The following is a 19884-nucleotide window of genomic DNA, read 5'->3' as shown; positions in this document are numbered from 1 at the left end:
AGAATAGAGCGCACGACGGGCGCGACACAAGCCCCCATCCATTGTTCTCCGATCCTGAATAGTTTCGGCGTTTCGGACTGGAAAGCGATCGATTTCCGTTCAGTCCCGTGCGGCGATCGTTCCGGCCCCACTCGGTCGCTGCCGCACGCGGTGCGTTACCGCACGAATCGCTCGCGATACCCCTGCGGCGACACGCCCAGCACGCGCACGAAGCAGCGCCGCAGCGTTTCCTCCGACCCGAAGCCGCAACGCGCAGCGATCCGCTTGACCGGCCATGCCGTTTCGCCGAGCAGGCGCTGCGCGGCCTCGACGCGGATCTGCTCGACCGCGCGCGCGGGCGTGCGGCCGGTTCCGGCGCGGTAGTGGCGCACGAAGCTGCGCTCGCTCATGCGCACACGCTCGGCCAGCGCGGGCACCGACAGGTCGGCTGTCAGGTGCTCGGCCATCCACGCATGCAGTTCACCGAACCGGTCGTCGGTGCGCTGCATCGACAGCATCGTGCTGAACTGGGCCTGCCCGCCCGGACGCTTCAGGAACACGACAAGTTCGCGCGCGACGTCGAGGGCGGTCGCCCGCCCGAGGTCCTCCTCGACCAGCGCGAGCGCGAGATCGATGCCGGCCGTCACGCCGGCCGAGGTCCACAACGCGCCTTCGCAGATGAAGATCGGATCGGATTCGACGCGCACGTTCGGATAGCGCGCCGCGAATTCGTCGCAGCGCGCCCAGTGCGTGACCGCACGCCGCCCGTCGAGCAGGCCGGCCTCGGCGAGCAGGAACGCGCCGGTGCACACCGATGCCACCCGCCGTGTGCGCGCCGCCTGCTGCCGCACCCAGCGCACGAGTCGCTCATCCTTCGAAGCCGCATGCACGCCCTTGCCGCCGGCGACGATCAGCGTATCGGGACTACGTGCGGCCGAGCGCAGCGATTCCGCCATCACGACCAGGCCCGACGACGTCTCGACGGGCCCCGCCTCGGCCGCGATGACGCGAGGCGCATACGGCGCCGGCTGGCCGCGCTCCAGCGCCAGCTCGTTGACGGACGCAAACACCTGCAGCGGCCCCGACACGTCGAGCAGCTGGGCACGAGGGAACGCGAGGACCAGGATCGAACGCGGGGCGGCAGTCATGGCGATTGGCTGAAAACGTGGGTGATATGGCAATTTCGCCAAACCCTACGCGCCTAGAATCGATCTGTCCATCCCGTGCCGGCAACGGCGCGTTCCCCTTCCAAGCGGAGTCTTCGCATGTCCCTGCATATCGGCTTTCTCGTGTTCCCGGGCGTCCAGCAACTCGATCTCACCGGCCCGCACGACGTGCTCGCGTCGCTGCCCGACGCAAGCGTTCATCTGGTCTGGAAGTCGCGCGACACCGTCGCGTCGAGCAGCGAGCTGGCACTCGCGCCGACCTGCACGTTCGACGACTGTCCGCCGCTCGACGTGATCTGCATTCCGGGCGGGATCGGGATCAACGCGCTGCTGCTCGACGCCGAAACGATCGCGTTCGTGCAGCAGCGCGCGGCCACTGCGCGCTACGTGACGTCGGTGTGCACGGGTGCGCTGCTGCTGGGTGTCGCCGGCCTGCTGCGCGGGCGGCGCGCGACGACGCACTGGGCCTTCCACTCGCTGCTCGAACCGCTCGGCGCGGTGCCGGTGCGCGAGCGCGTGGTGCGCGACGGCAACCTGATCACGGGCGGCGGCGTCACGGCCGGCATCGACTTCGCACTGACGATCGCCGCGGAACTGGCCGGCGAAGAAGAAGCGCAGGCGATCCAGCTGCAGCTCGAATACGCGCCCGCGCCGCCGTTCGACGCCGGTTCGCCCGACACCGCGCCGGCGGCGGTCGTGAAGCGCGTCACCGAACGCTCGGCGGCCGGCTTCGCGAAGCGCAAGGCGACGATCGAACAGGCGCTGCGTGCGATGTCGCGCTGAATGCGGACGCCGGGAAATTGACTCGAAGACTGGAAGACTGGAAGACGACGCGCATCCGCGCCGGAGAACTCATCGATGAACATCATCCGCAGCGCCGCGTTCACCGCGGACCGCGCGTGGGGCGCGCTCGACATCGCGAACCTGAACGGCATCACGGTCCGCCTGCACTGGACCGACCAGCCGTATCGATGGCATGTGAACGACGGCGAGGAAGTCTTCGCGGTGCTCGACGGTCGCGTCGAGATGCGTTATCGCGAAGCAGGCGTCGAGCACGCGACGGTGCTCGAAACGGGTGACGTGTTCCATGCATCGGCCGGCACCGAGCACGTCGCGCATCCGCTCGGCGAAGCGCGCATCCTCGTGATCGAAACCGAAGGCAGCGTCTAAGAGACGGCGACTGTGCGCCGATGCCGCGCGGTTGGCAACCGCCGCCGCGCGGCGGGTTTTATCCGGCAATCGTCCCGGTGGCCTGCGACGCGATCAGCTTCGGCTGCGGCGTGCACAGGCACTGGCACAGGTCGTGTTCGAGCGCGACGACCTTGCCCATCACGGTCATCGTCCGCTCGCCGCCGTCGGACACGATCACGCCCGGCGACTTGCAGGCGGCGCAGAACACCGGCGCGCCGAGATAGGCGAGTTCGCGTCCGTCGAACGACGAATTGGCGATCCCTTCGAGCACGACGCCGCCGTGGTCGGTCGTGTCGCCCTTCAGAATGAATTTGCGGCTCATGTTGTCGGTTCTTCCCTCGGATATGCCGTGCGACGCGGCCGGATGGCCGCGCGCGGGCAATCGGAATCCGCCCGTCGGTCGCGGGCGTTCCGCGAGCATATCACCGCGCGCCGCGGCCGCCTCCGTCAGAACTTGTGCCGCAGGCCCACGCGCGCCTGGAACTGCCGGTCGTTCGCCGATGCGCCGGGCCCGTTGATCGCGGCGACCGCCGGGCGTCCGGTCGAGTCGGTACCCGACGCACGCTGGTAGACGGCGGTCAGGTACACGTCGGTGCGCTTCGACAGGAAGTAGTCGAGCCCCGCCGCGACCTGATGGTACGTCGCGCCGTCGCGGCCGTTCACGCCGCCGCCGCGCGTGTAGTCGTACGCGACGCCGCCGAACAGGTAGGGCGTGAACTGGTAGCGCACGCTGGCCTCGACGTTGTTGAACACCGCATTGCCGGACACACCGCCGGGATTCGGCCCGGACGACAGGTCGCCGAGCTGCCGGAACGACGTGTTCGTATACATCGCGCCGAGCGTGACCGCGCCGATCGCATAGGTGCCCCCCGCCGCCGCGACCTGCAGCGTGCGCGCGGATGCATAGCCTGAATACACGGGCGACAGCATGTTGTTGCCCGGCACACCGCCTGTGACCGGTGCGGGGCTGCCGGTCGTGCCGAAGAACGACACGTTCGGGTTGCGCGCATTCAGGTAGCCGGCGGCGATCACGAGCGGCCCGCGCGTGTAGCCGGCCGTCATCGACCACACCTGGTTGCGCGTCGCCGCGCCCGCGATGCCGCCCACGCCAACCATCGCCGCGAAGCGGAACCCGCCGTAGTCGTTGCTTGTGAACTTGATCGCATTGTTGGTCGAGTTCGCGTTGTTCACGTTGTCGAGGTCGCCGGGGTGCGCGACCATGTAGCCGCCGAACAGCGCGGCTGCCTCGAGCGGCCCGAGGAAGTCGACGTTGGTGTCGTACTGGCGCCCGAGCGTGACGGTGCCGAACGGCCCGGACAGTCCGACGAACGCCTTCTTGCCGAAAATCAGCCCACCCTGCCCGAGCTTGCCCGTGCTCGGGTCGAAGCCGTTCTCCAGCGTGAAGACGGCCGTCATCCCGCCGCCGAGATCCTCGACGCCGCGCAGCCCCCAGCGGCTCGCCTGCTGCACGCCGCCCAGCATCCGCCACGCTTGCTTGCCGCTCACCGTGCCGTTCGGGCCGGCTGCCGCGAGGTTGCTCGTGTAGGTCAGCCCCTCGTCGATAATGCCGTACAGCGTCACGCTGCTCTGTGCGTGCGCCGCACCCGCGATCAGCGCGACACCCGCGCCTGCCAACAGCCGTTGTTTCATCGGAAGGTCTCCATTGCGCGGGTCGAATGGCAAAACGCAGGCGTGCGCGTCCCCCGCAGGCGCGCGGCCTGCTCCGGTGCGAACCGGAACCGGTTGGTTGTGAGGCGGGAAAGGCGGTCAGCGCATCGCGTCGGCGACGACGGCTGGCGGCGCCCAGCGGCGGCCGGCCGCGACTTCGTATGCGTGGCCGAACTGCAGGACGCCCCAGTCGTCGCGGTAGCGGCCGACAATCTGCATGCCGATCGGCAGGCCGGCTGCACCGAAGCCGCACGGCACCGACAGGATCGGCGCCTCGGTCGACGACAGGTACCAGCACACGCGCATCCAGTCGATATACGAGGTGCTGGCGGCACCCAGCACGTGCGCGGGCGAGCGCAGGTCGACATCGAACGGCATCACCTGCGTGGCCGGCAGCACGTAGAACGCGTAGCGCTGCATGAACGCGCGCATCCGCTCGAACAGGCGCGTCTTGCGCACGAACATGCGGCCGAGGTCGGCGGCCGTCAGCGAGCGATGCAGCCGGTATTCGTCGTGAATCTCGGGCTTCAGCACCGCGCGCTGCGCCTCGTCCAGCCCGTCGACCAGCGTGCCGATCATCCATGCACGCTCGATGCGGAACACGTCCTCGGCTTCCGACAGATCGGGATCGTCGAATTCGACTTCGCAGCCCAGCGCCGCGAACACGCGCGCCTGCGCATCGACCGCACGCCCGATCTCCGGATCGACCGGCACGCCGGGCAGGCCGCGCGACATCGCGATGCGCGTGCCGCGGAAGTCGCGTTCGAGCGGCTGCGCGAAGCGTGCACCCGGTTCAGCGAGTTCGGTCGGGGTCTCGTCGCTCGGCCCGGCGATCGCGGACAGCAGCAGCGCAGTGTCGGCCACGTCGCGCGCCATCGGCCCGTCGACACCGAGTGTCGTCCAGCCATTCAGGTCCGGCGCGCGCGGCACGCGGCCCGGCGACGGCCGCAATCCGACGACGTTGTTCCATGCGGCCGGATTGCGCAGCGAGCCGCCCATGTCGCTGCCGCACGCAAGCGGGTTCATCCCGCACGCGAGCGCGGCGGCCGCACCGCCGCTGCTGCCGCCCGCGGAGCGCGTCAGGTCCCACGGGTTGCGCGTCGCGCCGAACACGTCGTTGAACGTATGCGACCCGGCACCCAATTCGGGCGTGTTCGACTTGCCGATCATCAGCGCGCCGGCGCTCGCGCAACGGCGCACGACGAGCGCGTCGTGCTGCGGCACGTGATCGGCGAACAAACGCGAGCCGTACGTGGTGCGCACGCCGCGCGTCGCGGTGAGATCCTTCTGCGACACCGGCAGCCCGTGCAACGGCCCCTGCCATTCACCGCGCATCCAGCGTGCATCGATGTCGCGCGCACGGGCGCGCAGCAGGTCGGGATCGGCGACGGTCACGAGTGCGTTCACGCGCGGGTTGACCGTCGCGATCCGCGCGAGATGCGCGTCGAGCAGGTCGCATGCGCCGATCTCCCGCTTCTTCAGCAGGTCGAGCATCGTGCAGGCGGACAAGTCGCACAGGTCGCCGGCCATGACGTCGACGGGCCGGGACGAAAACGAAAGCGAAGCGGTGGCAGTCATACGGTTCCGGAAGCGAGCAGAAAGGAAGGACGCGGCATCGGGCGCGGCCGGTCACGCATCGCGATCGCTGCGATCCGACGCGAACGCAAGCGCGACGAGCGACAGCACGCCGCAGACGATCACGTACCACGCGGGCGCGGCCGGATTGCCGGTCGCGCCGATCATCCACGTGACGATGAACTGTGCGAAGCCGCCGAAGATCGACACGCCGCCGGCATACGCGATCGACAGCGCAGTCGCACGCGTGCTCTTCGGAAACAGCTCGGCGAGGATCACACCGTTCGCGCCGGCGTTGATCGAGTGCAGCGCGGCGAGCAGCATCACGACCGCATACATCGTCGCGATCGATGGCACCGCACGCATCAGCCAGAAGCCCGGCAGGATCAGCACGGTCAGCGCAATGCGCGACCACAGCGCGACACGCTTGCTGCCGGTGCGGTCCGACAGACGCCCGCCGATCGGCGCGGCGACGAACATCACGGCGCCGGACAGGATCCCGCACCACAGCGCGGTATCCATCGGCAGGTGCAGCACCTTGATCGCGTAGGTCGACATGTAATACAGCACGATGAAGTGCGCGGCCGTGCCGCCGATCACGAGGCCGAGCGCGGTCAGCACGGCGGCGCCGTCGCGCCGCAGCACGGTGCCGAGTACGACCGACGAACGCCGCGCGGCCGCGGCCGGCGCGTGCTGTTCGATCCCGTTGAAGCGCGCGCGCAGGTAAAGGCCGACCGGTGCGATCAGCACACCAAGCAGGAACGGCACGCGCCAGCCCCACGATTCGAGCGAGGCCGCGTCGAGGAAATGCGACAGCAGGAAGCCCACGAACGAACCGGCGAGCGCCGCGGCGCCCTGGCTCGCGAATTGCCAGCTCGTGTAGTAGCCGCGCTCGCCGGCCGGCGCGCGCTCGGCGAGCAGCGACGTCGATACGCCCACCTCGCCGCCGGCCGAAAAACCCTGCAGCAGCCGCGCGACGACCACCAGCACGGGGGCCATCATGCCGATCTGCGCATAGGTCGGCATCACGCCGATCATTCCGGTGCCGATCGCCATCGTGACGAGTGTGAGGTTCATCGCGGGCACGCGGCCGAAGCGGTCGGCGACGAGCCCGATCACGACGCCGCCAACCGGCCGCGCGATGAAGCCGACACCGAAGGTCGCGACCGACATCAGCAATTGCTGCTGCGCGGATACCGCCGGAAAGAACAGTTTGCCGAGCAGCACCGCGAAGAAACTGAACACGGTGAGATCGAAGAATTCGAGACCGTTGCCGATCGTGATCGCGACAATCAACTGACGATTGGACGGGGATGCGGCAACGTTGCCGACATGCCCGCAGACCATGCTGTCCGCTCGGGGCGCCTTCATGAAGGTGTGTCTCCGTACTGGTTGTGCGTGTCGTGTGCGCGGCCCGTTCGACGGCCTGCGCATGCAGTCTAGGCATTCAAAAACTGCAACCCGGAGCGACATTTTTCGATCGTGATAACGCATGGTTATCGCGTGCTTTGAATGCGGTGGCGCGGTGTAGGATGGGAACGTCGCCACTGCCGCCGCGCCCCGCCACGCCGTGAAACACCACCAGCTCCGGGCGCTCGCCGCCATCGCCGAACACGGCAGCCTGCGCGCGGCCGCACGCGCGATCCACCTGTCGCAGCCTGCACTGACGAAAGCGATCCGCGAACTCGAACTCGATCTCGGCGTGCCGCTCGTCACGCGCAACGCGCGCGGTGCGCAGCTCACGCGTTTCGGGCAGGCCGTCTATGCGCGCGCGCGGCTGATCCTCGCGGAGATGCAGCACGCGCGCGACGACGTGATCCAGCTGTCGGGAGGCAAGGAAGGCGCGCTCGCCTGCGCGCTGACGCCGCTGATGTCGCTCGGTTTCCTGCCGGCCGCGCTCGACGCATTCCGGCAGCGGATGCCGACGATCCGCCTCGACGTACGCGAAGGCTTTCTCGACACCGCGCTGCCGCGCCTGCGCGACGGCTCGCTCGACTTCGTGATCGCGATCGTCGACGCGACGCGGCTATCGCCTGAATTCACGTTCCGGCCGCTGCTCGAATCGGAGCTGATCCTGATGACGCGCGCGAGCAATCCGCTACGTCACTGCACATCGCTCGCGCAGTTGCAGGACGCGCAATGGGTGCTCAACACGTCGCCGGAAAGCATCGGTCGCCTGCTGCAGGACGTGTTCGTCGCGCACGGCTATCCGGCACCGCAGCCGATCGTCGAATGCACGTCGTTCAGCGCGGCGTTTTCGCTGTCGGTGCATACCGACAGCGTATCCTGCGTGCCGCAGAGCTTCATGGAGGTCGACTGGATTCGCGAGCGGATGGTCGCGATCGACATCGAGGAGACGATTCCGGCCGTGTCGGTCGGCGTCCTCACGCGCCGCGATGCGCTGAACACGCTTGCATGCGACTACCTGATCCACTGTTTCGTCGAGGCCGTACGCCGGCACGATCGCGCGACGCTGCTGTGGCGATAGCGGCGCGGCACGCGAGACGCAGCGCCGTTCAGACGAACAGCGCGATGCACAGCGCGGCGCCGCACAGATACGTGCCGAGCGCGCCGACGAAGCGCACGGGATTCGAGTCGGCCATCGTCGGCCACGCGAGCAATCCAACGACGAGCAGGCAGCGGCACACGGCTGCCGCGACGATCAGCGCCAGGATCGCGCGCGATGGATCGTGTGCGCCGAAGTAGAGAAACAGCACCGCGAGAAACGGCGCGTATTCGGCCGTGTTGCCGTGTGCACGAACAATCTTGTGCAACCCGTTCGCCGGATCGGGCGCGCACCCGGAACCGGTGGTGCAGCGGAACCGCGTGACGGACACGACGAGCCCGAACAGCAGCAACCCGAGGATGGCCGTGCATGCGAGCGCAACGGGATGGATCGGCATGGGACTCCCGGCAAAAGCGGAAAGGCGCCGCATATCCGACGATCGTACCCGCAGCCGACACGCGCGGCTATCACGGAAACCCGCAGCATCGCCGTGCGCCGGACACAATTTTACGGTCGGGTTCCGATCCTAATTGTCGCTGCGCCGCACCGCACGAAACCGGTGCATTGCCGGCAGGCCCGGCCGTCCGGGCCTGCCGACCGACACCCCCGCCACACGGATGCCCCGGCACGACACGCGCAAACGTTACGCTGCGACGACATGCACCGCCGCAACGCAGCGCAGGTTACAGCGCGTCGCAGGCACGCGCGTTGCGTCGACGCATCTCGGTAGTGAACGCCCTTGGCAGCCCGCTGCGGAGGACTACACTAATCCTTAATGGGGTGCGGCCGGAGCCCGCACCTTCAGGGAGACGCCGCCATGAATCGGCCGCTGAATCGTATCCTGCCGCGCGTGACCGGTCCCGCATCGGTCTGGACGTGGGTCAAGTGGTCTTTGCTGGCCGCGCTGCTGATCGCCGTGGCGATCGTTGCGCGACTCGTGCAGAGCGAGATCGAAACGTCCCGGCTGCAGGCGCATTACCTGTCCGAGCTCACCCGCGACGTCGGCTATACGGTCGAGACGGGCCCGAGCGATCACATCCGCTTCCCCGCGAACGGCCCGTACGACCAGCGCCTCGGCTACTCGATGATCCCGGGATTCCAGGAGCGGCTGCTCGCGCGCGGCTTCGTCGTCAGCAAGCAGGCGCGCGATTCGCAGCGGATGCTGTCGCTCGGCGAGCGCGGGCTGTTCCTCCCGTTCGAAGAGAAGGACCAGGCGGGCCTGATGCTGTTCGACTCGACCGGCGCGCCGCTGTTCGCGACCGTGTTCCCGCAGCGCGTCTACCCCGACTTCGACATGGTGCCGCGCGTGGTCGCCGATTCGCTGCTGTTCATCGAGGATCGCTACCTGCTCGACGCGAACGAGCCGAACCGCAACCCGGCGATCGACTGGGGGCGCTTCAGCCGCGCAGTCGCCGATCAGGCGCTGCACGTCGTCAACCGCCATCAGGCACGCCCGGGCGGCAGCACGCTCGCGACCCAGATCGAGAAATTCCGCCATTCGCCCGAGGGCCGCACCGCGACGCCGCCCGAGAAGCTGCGGCAGATCGCGTCCGCGTCGGTGCGCGCGTACCTGAACGGCCCGCAGACGATGCTCGCGCGCCGCACCATCGTCGTGCGCTACCTGAACTCGGTACCGCTCGCCGCGCGGCCGCATATCGGCGAAATTACCGGCATCGGCGACGGTCTCGCCGCGTGGTACGGCCGCGACTTCAACGACGTGAACCGGATCCTGTCCGCGCCGACGACCGGCGACAACGTCGACGAACAGGGCAAGACGTTCCGCGAGGTGCTGTCGCTGATCATCGCGCAGCGCGCACCGTCGTACTTCCTCAACCGCGGCTATCCGGCGTTGCAGAAGCTGACCGACAGCTACCTGCGGCTGTTGTCGAACGGCGGCGTGATCTCGCCCGCGCTGCGCGACGCCGCGCTGGCCGCGGAGATCGAACGCAGCGCGCCGCCGGCCGCCGCGCACGTGCAGTCGTTCGTGTCGCGCAAGGCCGTGACGTCCGCGCGCGCGTCGCTGCTGTCGGCGCTCGGCATCAGCGACCTGTACCAGCTCGACCAGTTCGACCTGCAGGCGACCAGCACGCTCGACAACGGCGTGCAGCAGGCGGTCGCCGAGCGGCTCGCCCAGGCGTCGACGCGCGACGGGGCGCAGAAAGCCGGCCTGTACGGCTTCGAGATGCTCGCGCCGAAGGACGACCCGTCGCACCTCACGTACAGCTTCACGCTGTACGAACACCGCAACGGCGCGAACCTGCTGCGCGTGCAGACCGACAGCGTGAACGAGCCGTTCGACGTCAATCGCGGCGGCCGCATCAACCTCGGCTCGACCGCGAAACTGCGTACGCTGATCACCTACCTGCAGATCGTGTCCGACCTGCATGCGCGCTACGCGAACCTGTCGAACGCGGAGCTGGCGCGCGTGAAGCCCGATCCGATCGACGGACTGTCGCACTGGGCGCTCGACTACCTGTCGCATACGCGCGACCGCTCGCTGCAGGCGATGCTCGACGCGGCCGTCGAACGCAAGTATTCGGCGAGCCCCGACGTGTTCTACACGGGCGGCGGCGCGCAGGTGTTCTCGAACTTCGAGAAGTCGGACAACGGCCGCATCCTGACGCTGCACACGGCGTTCGAGCATTCGGTCAACCTCGTGTTCGTGCGGCTGATGCGCGACATCGTCCACTACGAGACGCTGCAGGCGGCCGGCCCGTCGTCATCGTGGCTCGGAGACCCCGAGCAGCGCCAGCATTACCTGCAGCAGTTCGTCGACGGCGAAAGCCAGGTCTACGTGAAGCGCTACTACACGCGCTATGCGGGCAAGGCGCCCGACGACGCGCTCGCGCTGATGCTGAAGGACGTGCGCAAATCGCCGCCGAAGATCGCGACGGTGCTGCGCAGCGTCGCGCCGAACGAATCGCTCGCATGGTTCGACGCGCAGATGCGCGTGCAGCTGAAGGGCACGCCGGCCGCGACGCTGTCCGACGACGATCTCGCCAAGCTCTACGCGAAGTATGCGATCGACCGCTTCAACCTCAACGATCGCGGCTATATCGCGAGCGTCCATCCGCTCGCGCTGTGGACGCTCAACTACCTGCGCGCGCACCCGGCGGCGTCGCTCGCCGACGTCCAGCGCGACAGCCACGATGCACGTTTCTACACGTACTCGTGGCTGTACAAGACGCGCTACCACGCGACCCAGGACCGCCGCATCCGCCGCATGGTCGAGCTGCGCGCGTACGCGGAAATCACGAAGTCGTGGCGCGCGCTCGGCTACCCGTTCGCGGAAGTCACGCCGTCGTACGCGGCCGCGATCGGCGCATCGGGCGACCAGCCCGACGCACTCGCGAAACTGATCGGCCTGATCGCGAACGGCGGCCAGAAGGCGCCGACCGAGACAATCACGCGACTCGACTTCGCGAAGGGCACACCGTACGAAACGCGCTTCGTGCGCGCGGTCGCCCAGCCGCAGCCGATGCTGTCGCCGGAGATCGTCAACGTGGCGCACACGCTGCTGCGCGACGTCGTGCTCAACGGCACCGCTCGCCGCCTCGCGGGCGGCTTCACGCTGCCTGACGGCAAGACGCTCGACGTGTACGGCAAGACGGGGACGGGCGACCAGCGCTTCAACGTCTATGCGCGCGGTGCGCGGCTGATCGAGTCGCGCAAGGTGAACCGCAGCGGCACCTTTGTGTTCGTGCTCGGCGACCGGTTCTTCGGGGTCCTGACCGCAACGGCGCACGAGCCGTATGCGGCGCGCTACGACTTCACGAGCGCGATGGCCGTGCAGTTGCTGAAGTCGATGGCGCCGGCGCTCGCGCCGCTGATCGAACGCCCGGCCAGCACCGGCACGCGCACCGCGGGCCCCGCCCCGCAGGCGGAAACGCCCGCGCCGGGAGCCGCTGCCGCGCAACCGTCCTGATGGCCGCACGTCCGCTCATGCGCCGACGCGCCGCTCAGTGCGAGCGGCCGTCGTAGTGCGTGACCGGCAGCGCGTCGATATCGACATCCTCGAGACAGCGCACGTTGATCGCGGCCATCGCGGTGCCGTTCGGGTGAACGCCCTCGCCGAACGTGTGAATCCCGCAGCGCTTGCAGAAGCGGTGCTTGATCACGTGCTTGTTGAACATGTAGGTGGCGAGATGTTCGTCAGGCGTGAGGAGTGTCATGTGGTCGCGCGGCACGAACCACATCAGCGCGCCCTTGCGCTGGCAGATCGAGCAATTGCACGCCATCACGCCCTGCAGGTCGCCTTCCGCCTCGAACTTCACGTCGCCGCAGTGACAGCTTCCGCGATAAAGCATGGTCGTCTCCCGGTGCGGCCCGTGCGCATCGACGGCGCCCCGGCGGAACACCGTTGGCCAGGCCGATCCAAGCGGGTACAGTAGCGCGCACATGCGTCACACGCAATGTCCGTGCGGCGCCCGTCCCGACCCTGCCCAAACCAAGGAACACCGTCATGCTCGAACTGCGCCCCGGCTGCGAGTGTTGCGACAAGGACCTGCCGCCCGATTCGGCGGATGCACGCATCTGCACGTTCGAATGCACGTTCTGCGCGACCTGCGCCGACGACGTGCTGAAGGGCCGCTGCCCGAACTGCGGCGGCGACCTGGTCGTGCGCCCGCGGCGGCCGGCGAGCCTGCTCGCGAAATACCCTGCGTCGACCGAACGCATCGTCAAGCCGGGCGGCTGCGCGAACGCCTGACGGCGCCGCACGGCCCGGCCCGCCCCTCCCCGTCACGACATCTCGATCCGGGCGCGCGTCACCGCGAGCAGCGCCGCCATCGCGCGGCGCGCACCGTCCTCGTCGCGCACGCGGATCGCGTCGCTGACGGCCGTGTGCTCGGCGAGCGACGCGTTGTACACGTCCGCGCGGCGCGCATTCAGATGCAGTTGCGCCTCGAGCGTGCGATCGATCAGCGTGCCAAGCGGCACCAGCAGTTCGTTGCCGCCGGCCTCGAGCACGCTCAGGTGAAAGCGCAGGTCGGCGCGCACCCATTCGTCGACGTTGCGCGCGGCGGCCATCGCACGCGCCGCGCCGTCGATCGCGTCGAACGTTTCCGGCGTATGCATGCGCGCGGCGAGCGCGGCCGCGTAAGGCTCGACCATCTCGCGCATCTCCTGCAGCTTCAGCGCGAACGCCAGCGGCGGCGCGACACGCGCGTACCAGTCGAGCAAGTCGGCATCGAGCAGGTTCCACACGCCGCGCGGCCGCACGCGCGTGCCGATCTTCGGCCGCGACTCGACGAGCCCCTTCGACGTGAGCGTACGCAGCGCCTCACGCATCACCGTGCGGCTCACGCCGTACATCTCCATCAGGTCGGGTTCCCTCGGCAACAGCGACTCGGGCGGGTAGTCGCCGCGCAGGATCGCCGTGGCGAGCCGGAAGGCCGTCTGTCCATGCAGGTCGCGTCGAATGATCGTTCTCCGTTATGCCGGTGCCCGGGCGTGCCAACTGCCCACTATCTGCACAATAGTGCTATTAATACTATTTTTTATCGGGCTGCGCTAGGATAACCGCAAAAGCACGCGACCGTGCGCCGCGCCGGACTGCCCGCGCCGGTCAACCCTGGAGACTCGCATCGTGAAAATCACCCGCCTCGAAACCTTCGTCGTCCCACCGCGCTGGCTGTTCCTCAAGATCGAAACCGACGAGGGCATCGTCGGCTGGGGCGAGCCGATCGTCGAAGGCCGCGCGCACACGGTCGAGGCCGCCGTGCAGGAGCTGGCCGACTACCTCGTCGGCCGAGATCCGCTGCTGATCGAGGATCACTGGCAGGTGATGTACCGCGCGGGCTTCTACCGCGGCGGCCCGATCATGATGAGCGCGATCGCGGGCGTCGACCAGGCGCTGTGGGACATCAAGGGCAAGCATCACGGCGTGCCCGTGCACGCGCTGCTCGGCGGCCAGGTGCGCGATCGCATCAAGGTGTATTCGTGGATCGGCGGCGACCGGCCGAGCGACGTCGCGAACAATGCGCGCGCGGTGGTCGAGCGCGGCTTCAAGGCCGTGAAGATGAACGGCTCCGAGGAGCTGCAGATCGTCGACACCTACGACAAGGTCGAGCAGGTGATCGCGAACGTCGCGGCGGTGCGCGACGCGGTCGGCCCGCACGTGGGGATCGGCGTCGACTTCCACGGCCGCGTGCACAAGCCGATGGCGAAGGTGCTCGCGAAGGAGCTCGACCCGTACAAGCTGATGTTCATCGAGGAGCCGGTGCTGTCGGAGAACGCCGAGGCGCTGCGCGACATCGTCAACCAGACCAACACGCCGATCGCGCTCGGCGAGCGGCTCTACTCGCGCTGGGATTTCAAGCACATCCTCGCGGGCGGCTACGTCGACATCATCCAGCCCGACGCGTCGCACGCAGGCGGCATCACCGAGTGCCGCAAGATCGCGACGCTCGCGGAGAGCTACGACGTCGCGCTCGCGCTGCACTGCCCGCTCGGCCCGATCGCGCTCGCCGCGTGTCTGCAACTCGACGCGGTCAGCTACAACGCGTTCATCCAGGAGCAGAGCCTCGGCATCCACTACAACCAGGGCAACGACCTGCTCGACTATCTGCGCAACCCCGAGGTGTTCCGCTACGAGGACGGCTTCGTCGCGATCCCGCAGGGCCCGGGGCTCGGCATCGACGTGAACGAGGAGAAGGTGCGCGAAATGGCGAAGACGGGGCACCGCTGGCGCAACCCGGTGTGGCGCCACGAGGACGGCAGCGTCGCCGAGTGGTGAGCGCGATGCGCCGCGCGCGGCTGCGGACCGTGCGAAATGCCGCGGTAAGTTTCGATTCGAAAACGGCTGCCCGACGGGCAGCCGTTTTTGCTTGCGCGGTGTGACGTCCGGCATGTGCCGGGTGCGCGGCGGCGGCCTTGCGCCGCGTCGCGCGAGCGCTGCCGTCAGCCGAGGGCCGCGAACCCCGGCACGCTGAACGACAACACGGCAGCCGCGACGAACACGCCAATCATCGTCAGCGCTTCGAGATGCAGGATGTTGCGGAACGTGTGCGCATCTTCAGTCGACGCGGTGCGGCGCAGGCGCGGCAGCGCCGCGAAGCGGTTCAGGCCGCCGAGCACGAGCGCGAGCGCGACGAGCAGCAGCTTCAGCAGCAACACGCGCCCCCACGTGCTGCCGTCGAGCGGCGCGAGCGAACCGCCAAGCCCGCGGATCGCGTTGAGCGCGCCGGTGCCGAGCACGAAGACGACCGCGATGATCGACGTACGCGACAGGTGCTGGCCGATGCGGATCAGCGCACCGCGCGCGACCGACGAACCGAGCGCCGGCAGCACCGCGAGCCCGCCCGCGAGCACGAGGCCACCCCACACGGCTGTCGCGAGCAGGTGCAGCGTCTGCACGCCGACCGCCGCGGACAGCGCACCCGTATCGGCCGCATGGCCGAGCGACGCCTTGCCCGCCGCGACCACGATCACCGCGAGCCACAGCACCGCGTGCGCGACCGGGCCCTCCGGCTTCGCCAGCGCGACGATCGCGAGCACCACGGCGCCGGCGAACGCGACGCTCCATGCAAAGCCCGTGTGCGTCTGCGACAGCATGACGGGAATCGCGGCGAATGCGCCGCCGAGCCCCGCCCCGCTCATCGTCGCGGCCTCGTAGACGAGCCAGCCGAGATCCGCGAGCACCAGCGCCAGCGCCGCCGCGACCAGCGAATGTTGCGCGCGCAGCCACGCGGGATGCGACGGCGCGACGACCGGACGGGCACCGTCCTTGCCGAGCCATGCCTTGAGCAGCGCCGAGCCGACCGCCATCGCGAACGCCGCGTCCATCAGCGCCGCGAGCGCGACCTGACCGATCCACAAGCTGTCGAACTTCATCGCGCACACCCTCCCGAAAGCGGCAGGCCGACGAGGCGGCGGCAACGGGGCAGACAGCGTGAGGAGGGCAACGGCACGGTAGAAAACGTCATCGATGAATCCGGAAACGGGAGAAATGACTGGACCTGCGGCGGAGGCGGCGCCGCGCGACCCGCGAGTGTACGGTCTTCGATGGGGAAAACGCACGCCGGTTCACACCGACACGTCGCAATGCGCGTCAAATTGTCGCAAGTCGCAAACGGACAGGAACCGACGTCCTTTTGCCAAATAGCCGTCATTACCCATCGATGATAGAATGCCGCGTCGCAGCAGCCCGGCTGCCTTGCCGTCATGCGCCGAGCCGATCGTAGCCCGGACAACAGGTCCCCGTCGAATAAACATGGAGTCTCGTGTGTCTTCAAGACGCCTCTTCCGTCCGCTGCTCGCCGTTCTGATGTTCGGCAGCGCGGGCCTTATGAGCGCTGCCCAAGCGCAGACCAAGCCCACGGAGCAAGCGCACGCCCAGCAGGCGCCGCTCAAGGCACCCGATACCATGGCCGAGCGCGTGCGCGGCTGTACGGCCTGCCATGGCGTCCATGGCCAGGGCACGGACAACGACTACTTCCCGCGTCTTGCCGGCAAGCCGGCCGAGTACCTGTACAACCAGCTCGTCAACTTCCGTGACGGCCGGCGCAAGTACCCGCCGATGAACTACCTGCTGACGTACCTGAACGACGATTACCTGCGCGAGATGGCCGAGCATTTCTCGGCCGAACGCCCGCCGTACCCGGCGCCGGCGAAGCCGACGCTGCCGGCCGCGACGCTCGCGCGCGGCAAGCAGCTCGTCACGCAAGGCGACCCGTCCCGCAAGCTGCCGGCCTGCGTGGCCTGCCACGGCGCGACGCTGACCGGCATGCAGCCGGCGATCCCGGGCCTGGTCGGCCTGCACGCCGATTACCTGAGCGCGCAGATCGGTGCATGGCGCTCGGGCAACCGCCACGCGAAGGCGCCCGATTGCATGCATGACGTCGCTTCGAAGCTTTCCGACGAAGACGTGACGGCCGTGACCGCATGGCTCGCCGCGCAACCGGCGCCCGCCAACCCCGTGCCGGCTCCGGCGCGTTCGATGAAGACTCCGCTCGCCTGCGGCAGCGAACCGCAATAAGGCAAGGGAGACAGACACAATGAAACGCAAGTCCCTGTTTGCACTCTCGGCCGTCGCGATCGTCGCGGCTGCCGCCCTCGTGCCGGTCCTGTGGCCGGGCAACGACACGCTGCACGGCGCCTCCGCCGTCGCGGCCACGCCGGCCGACCAGGCCGCGCTGATCAAGAAGGGCGAATACCTCGCGCGCGTCGGCGACTGTATCGCGTGCCACACCGTGCGCGGCGGCAAGTCGTTCGCGGGCGGCCTGCCGATGGCGACGCCGTTCGGCACGATGTACACGCCGAACATCACGCCGGACGACAAGGACGGCATCGGCAAGTGGACGTCGGACGACTTCTACCGCGCGATGCACACCGGCCGTTCGAAGGACGGCAGCCTGCTGTACCCGGGCTTCCCGTTCGCGAGCTACACGAAGGTCACGCGCTCGGATTCGGACGCGATCTACGCGTACCTGCGCTCGGTCGCGCCGGTGTCGGTGCCGAGCCGTCCGCATGAACTGAAGTTCCCGTTCAACAACCGCAACCTGCTGATCGGCTGGCGCACGCTGTTCTTCAAGGAAGGCGAGTACAAGCCGGATCCGACCAAGTCGGTCGAATGGAACCGCGGCGCGTACCTCGTCGAAGGCCTCGGCCACTGCTCGATGTGCCACACGTCGATCAACATGATGGGCGGCCCGGTGACGGGCTCGGCGTTCGCCGGCGGCCTGATCCCGCTGCAGAACTGGTATGCGCCGTCGCTGACGAACGACAAGGAACTCGGCCTCGGCGACTGGCACGTGCAGGAGCTGTCCGACCTGCTGCAAGCCGGCGTATCGAACAAGGGCGCGGTGTTCGGCCCGATGGCCGACGTCGTGCACAACAGCCTGCAGTACATGACCGACGAAGATACGCGCGCGATGTCGACGTACCTGAAGTCGATCCCGCAGAAGGCTGAAGCGCCGAAGAACATGCAGTACGAGCCGTCGAAGCAGTTCGGCAACGCGCTGTTCGACCAGGGCAAGAAGATCTACGCGGACAACTGCGCGACCTGCCACGCCGAAAACGGCGCAGGCAAGCCGCCGTCGTATCCGCCGCTCGCGGGCAACCACTCGATCATGATGGAATCGGCCGTCAACCCGATCCGCATGGTCCTGAACGGTGGCTATCCGCCGAGCACGTTCAAGAATCCGCGTCCTTACGGGATGCCGCCGTTCGCACAGTCGCTGTCGAACCAGGAAGTGGCGGCGGTCGTCACGTATATCCGGATGTCGTGGGGCAACAACGGTACGCCGATCTCGCCGCAACAGGTGAGCGACCTGCGTTCCGCGCCGCTCGACTAAGAAGCGGCTGACACAAACGGGGCGCGGCTGCGGGAAACCGCGGCCGCGCCCTTTTGCATTTTGCATTTTGCGATGTCACCTCCCGCGCGGGCCGCGCGAGACGTCGCCGATCATAAAACTGAAGAGTGGTATCTATGTCTTTCGAATCTCTCGGCTTGGCCGAACCGCTGGTCAAGGCGGTCAACGAGCTCGGCTACACGTCGCCGACTCCGATCCAGCAGCAGGCGATCCCGGCCGTCCTCGGCGGCGGCGACCTGCTCGCCGGCGCGCAGACGGGCACCGGCAAGACCGCCGGCTTCACGCTGCCGATCCTGCAACGCCTGCATACGTTCTACGCGGAGCATCGCGGCGCGAAGCGCGCGGTGCGTGCGCTGATCCTCACGCCGACGCGCGAACTCGCCGCCCAGGTCGAGGAAAGCGTGCGTGCGTACAGCAAGTACCTGAAGCTGCGCTCGACCGTGATGTTCGGCGGCGTCAGCATCAATCCGCAGATCGATGCGCTCAAGCGCGGCGTCGACATTGTCGTCGCGACGCCGGGCCGCCTGCTCGATCACATGCAGCAGAAGACGATCGACCTGTCGGACCTCGACATCCTCGTGCTCGACGAAGCCGACCGGATGCTCGACATGGGCTTCATCCACGACATCAAGCGCGTGCTCGCGAAGCTGCCGCCGCAGCGCCAGAACCTGCTGTTCTCGGCCACCTTCTCCGACGAGATCAAGGCGCTCGCCGACAGCCTGCTCGACTCGCCCGCGCTGATCGAGGTCGCACGCCGCAACACGACCGCCGAAAGCGTTGCGCAGAAGATCCACCCGGTCGACCGCGACCGCAAGCGTGAACTGCTCACGCACCTGATCCGCGAACACAACTGGTTCCAGGTGCTCGTGTTCACGCGCACGAAGCACGGCGCGAACCGGCTTGCCGAGCAGTTGACGAAGGACGGCATCAGCGCGATGGCGATCCACGGCAACAAGAGCCAGTCGGCCCGTACGCGCGCGCTGGCGGAGTTCAAGAACAGCACGCTGCAGGTGCTCGTCGCGACCGATATCGCCGCGCGCGGGATCGACATCGACCAGCTGCCGCACGTCGTCAACTTCGACCTGCCGAACGTGCCGGAAGACTACGTGCACCGGATCGGCCGCACGGGCCGCGCGGGTGCGACCGGCGAAGCCGTGTCGCTCGTGTGCGTCGACGAAAAGCAGCTGCTGCGCGACATCGAGCGGCTGATCAAGCGCGAGATTCCGCAGGAAGTGATCGCGGGCTTCGAACCCGATCCGCACGCGAAGCCGGAGCCGATCCAGCAGCGCCGCGGGCAACAGCAGCCGCGCAGCGGTGGCGGTGGTGGCGGCAATCGCCAGCCGCGCGCAGGCGGCTCAGGCCAGCCGGCCGCGAAACGCGACGGCAATGCGCAACCGAAGGCTGCTCAGCAGAAGGCCGCGAAGCCGCGCGCGCAAGGGCAAGGCCAAGGCGGCGCCGGCGGCAGCGGCGGGCGTCCGGCCGGTGG

At 68.3% G+C, this 19884-nt stretch carries 18 protein-coding genes; 9 read left to right on the top strand and 9 right to left on the bottom strand.

The window, feature by feature from the left end:
* Positions 1–155: 155 nt before the first annotated feature.
* Positions 156–1127, bottom strand: a complete 972-nt coding sequence (locus tag G3O00_RS08495; protein WP_206142691.1) for a GlxA family transcriptional regulator — start codon at positions 1125–1127, stop codon at positions 156–158.
* Positions 1128–1244: 117 nt separating this feature from the next.
* Here G3O00_RS08495 and G3O00_RS08490 point away from each other — a divergent pair, with 117 nt between their 5' ends.
* Positions 1245–1928: a DJ-1/PfpI family protein gene (locus G3O00_RS08490; protein WP_206142690.1), complete on the top strand. Its 684-nt coding sequence runs from the start codon at positions 1245–1247 to the stop codon at positions 1926–1928.
* A 75-nt stretch (positions 1929–2003) separates the two neighbouring features.
* The gene (locus tag G3O00_RS08485; protein WP_089446345.1) at positions 2004–2315 is read left to right on the top strand and encodes a cupin domain-containing protein; all 312 of its coding nucleotides are present in this window, start codon (positions 2004–2006) and stop codon (positions 2313–2315) included.
* A gap of 58 nt (positions 2316–2373) precedes the next feature.
* Here the strand turns inward: G3O00_RS08485 and G3O00_RS08480 are convergent, their stop codons facing one another.
* The 4 genes from G3O00_RS08480 to G3O00_RS08465 all read right to left on the bottom strand — a co-directional run bounded on the left by G3O00_RS08480 (position 2374) and on the right by G3O00_RS08465 (position 6950).
* On the bottom strand, positions 2374–2658 hold the full coding sequence (locus G3O00_RS08480) for a PAAR domain-containing protein (protein ID WP_206142689.1): 285 nt from the start codon (positions 2656–2658) through the stop codon (positions 2374–2376).
* Positions 2659–2783: 125 nt separating this feature from the next.
* Complete coding sequence (locus tag G3O00_RS08475; protein ID WP_206142688.1) at positions 2784–3986, bottom strand: porin; 1203 nt, start codon at positions 3984–3986, stop codon at positions 2784–2786.
* 117 nt (positions 3987–4103) lie between these two features.
* Positions 4104–5582 (bottom strand): amidase, encoded by a 1479-nt coding sequence (locus tag G3O00_RS08470; protein WP_206142687.1) that lies wholly within the window; start codon positions 5580–5582, stop codon positions 4104–4106.
* 51 nt (positions 5583–5633) lie between these two features.
* Positions 5634–6950, bottom strand: a complete 1317-nt coding sequence (locus tag G3O00_RS08465) for an MFS transporter (RefSeq protein WP_174930674.1) — start codon at positions 6948–6950, stop codon at positions 5634–5636.
* A 199-nt stretch (positions 6951–7149) separates the two neighbouring features.
* Between G3O00_RS08465 and G3O00_RS08460 the strand changes: the two genes are divergently transcribed.
* Entirely contained in the window at positions 7150–8067 is a 918-nt protein-coding gene (locus G3O00_RS08460; RefSeq protein ID WP_174930675.1) for a LysR substrate-binding domain-containing protein, read from the top strand.
* Positions 8068–8095: 28 nt separating this feature from the next.
* Here G3O00_RS08460 and G3O00_RS08455 read toward each other — a convergent pair whose 3' ends face one another.
* A complete protein-coding gene (locus tag G3O00_RS08455) occupies positions 8096–8482 on the bottom strand; it encodes an MAPEG family protein (protein ID WP_241025039.1) in 387 nt (128 codons plus the stop codon).
* 420 nt (positions 8483–8902) lie between these two features.
* On the opposite strand from G3O00_RS08455, the gene G3O00_RS08450 reads away from it, so the two are divergent.
* Positions 8903–12010 (top strand): transglycosylase domain-containing protein, encoded by a 3108-nt coding sequence (locus tag G3O00_RS08450; RefSeq protein ID WP_174930676.1) that lies wholly within the window; start codon positions 8903–8905, stop codon positions 12008–12010.
* 34 nt (positions 12011–12044) lie between these two features.
* On the opposite strand, the gene G3O00_RS08445 is transcribed toward G3O00_RS08450, so the two are convergent.
* Positions 12045–12392, bottom strand: a complete 348-nt coding sequence (locus tag G3O00_RS08445) for a GFA family protein (protein ID WP_174915356.1) — start codon at positions 12390–12392, stop codon at positions 12045–12047.
* Between the two features lie 155 nt (positions 12393–12547).
* Between G3O00_RS08445 and G3O00_RS08440 the strand changes: the two genes are divergently transcribed.
* A complete protein-coding gene (locus G3O00_RS08440; protein WP_206142686.1) occupies positions 12548–12793 on the top strand; it encodes a DUF1272 domain-containing protein in 246 nt (81 codons plus the stop codon).
* A gap of 32 nt (positions 12794–12825) precedes the next feature.
* Here G3O00_RS08440 and G3O00_RS08435 read toward each other — a convergent pair whose 3' ends face one another.
* Positions 12826–13509 (bottom strand): FCD domain-containing protein, encoded by a 684-nt coding sequence (locus tag G3O00_RS08435; protein ID WP_050781594.1) that lies wholly within the window; start codon positions 13507–13509, stop codon positions 12826–12828.
* Positions 13510–13672: 163 nt separating this feature from the next.
* Between G3O00_RS08435 and dgoD the strand changes: the two genes are divergently transcribed.
* Positions 13673–14821, top strand: coding sequence for a galactonate dehydratase (gene dgoD / locus G3O00_RS08430; RefSeq protein ID WP_011353101.1), 1149 nt, complete (start codon positions 13673–13675; stop codon positions 14819–14821).
* Between the two features lie 164 nt (positions 14822–14985).
* On the opposite strand, the gene G3O00_RS08425 is transcribed toward dgoD, so the two are convergent.
* The gene (locus G3O00_RS08425; RefSeq protein WP_174930679.1) at positions 14986–15918 is read right to left on the bottom strand and encodes a CopD family protein; all 933 of its coding nucleotides are present in this window, start codon (positions 15916–15918) and stop codon (positions 14986–14988) included.
* Between the two features lie 379 nt (positions 15919–16297).
* On the opposite strand from G3O00_RS08425, the gene G3O00_RS08420 reads away from it, so the two are divergent.
* The 3 genes from G3O00_RS08420 to G3O00_RS08410 form a co-directional block, all read left to right on the top strand.
* The gene (locus G3O00_RS08420) at positions 16298–17062 is read left to right on the top strand and encodes a c-type cytochrome (RefSeq protein ID WP_041492946.1); all 765 of its coding nucleotides are present in this window, start codon (positions 16298–16300) and stop codon (positions 17060–17062) included.
* Between the two features lie 19 nt (positions 17063–17081).
* Positions 17082–18380, top strand: a complete 1299-nt coding sequence (locus G3O00_RS08415) for a cytochrome c (protein WP_011353104.1) — start codon at positions 17082–17084, stop codon at positions 18378–18380.
* 134 nt (positions 18381–18514) lie between these two features.
* Positions 18515–19884 (top strand): DEAD/DEAH box helicase (locus G3O00_RS08410; RefSeq protein ID WP_206142685.1); only part of this gene is annotated, 1370 nt, incomplete at its 3' end.

This window comes from Burkholderia sp. Ac-20384 (assembly GCF_017104605.1).
Taxonomy (GTDB): Bacteria; Pseudomonadota; Gammaproteobacteria; order Burkholderiales; family Burkholderiaceae; genus Burkholderia; species Burkholderia lata.
This window is presented reverse-complemented; position numbering and strand designations above follow the sequence as displayed.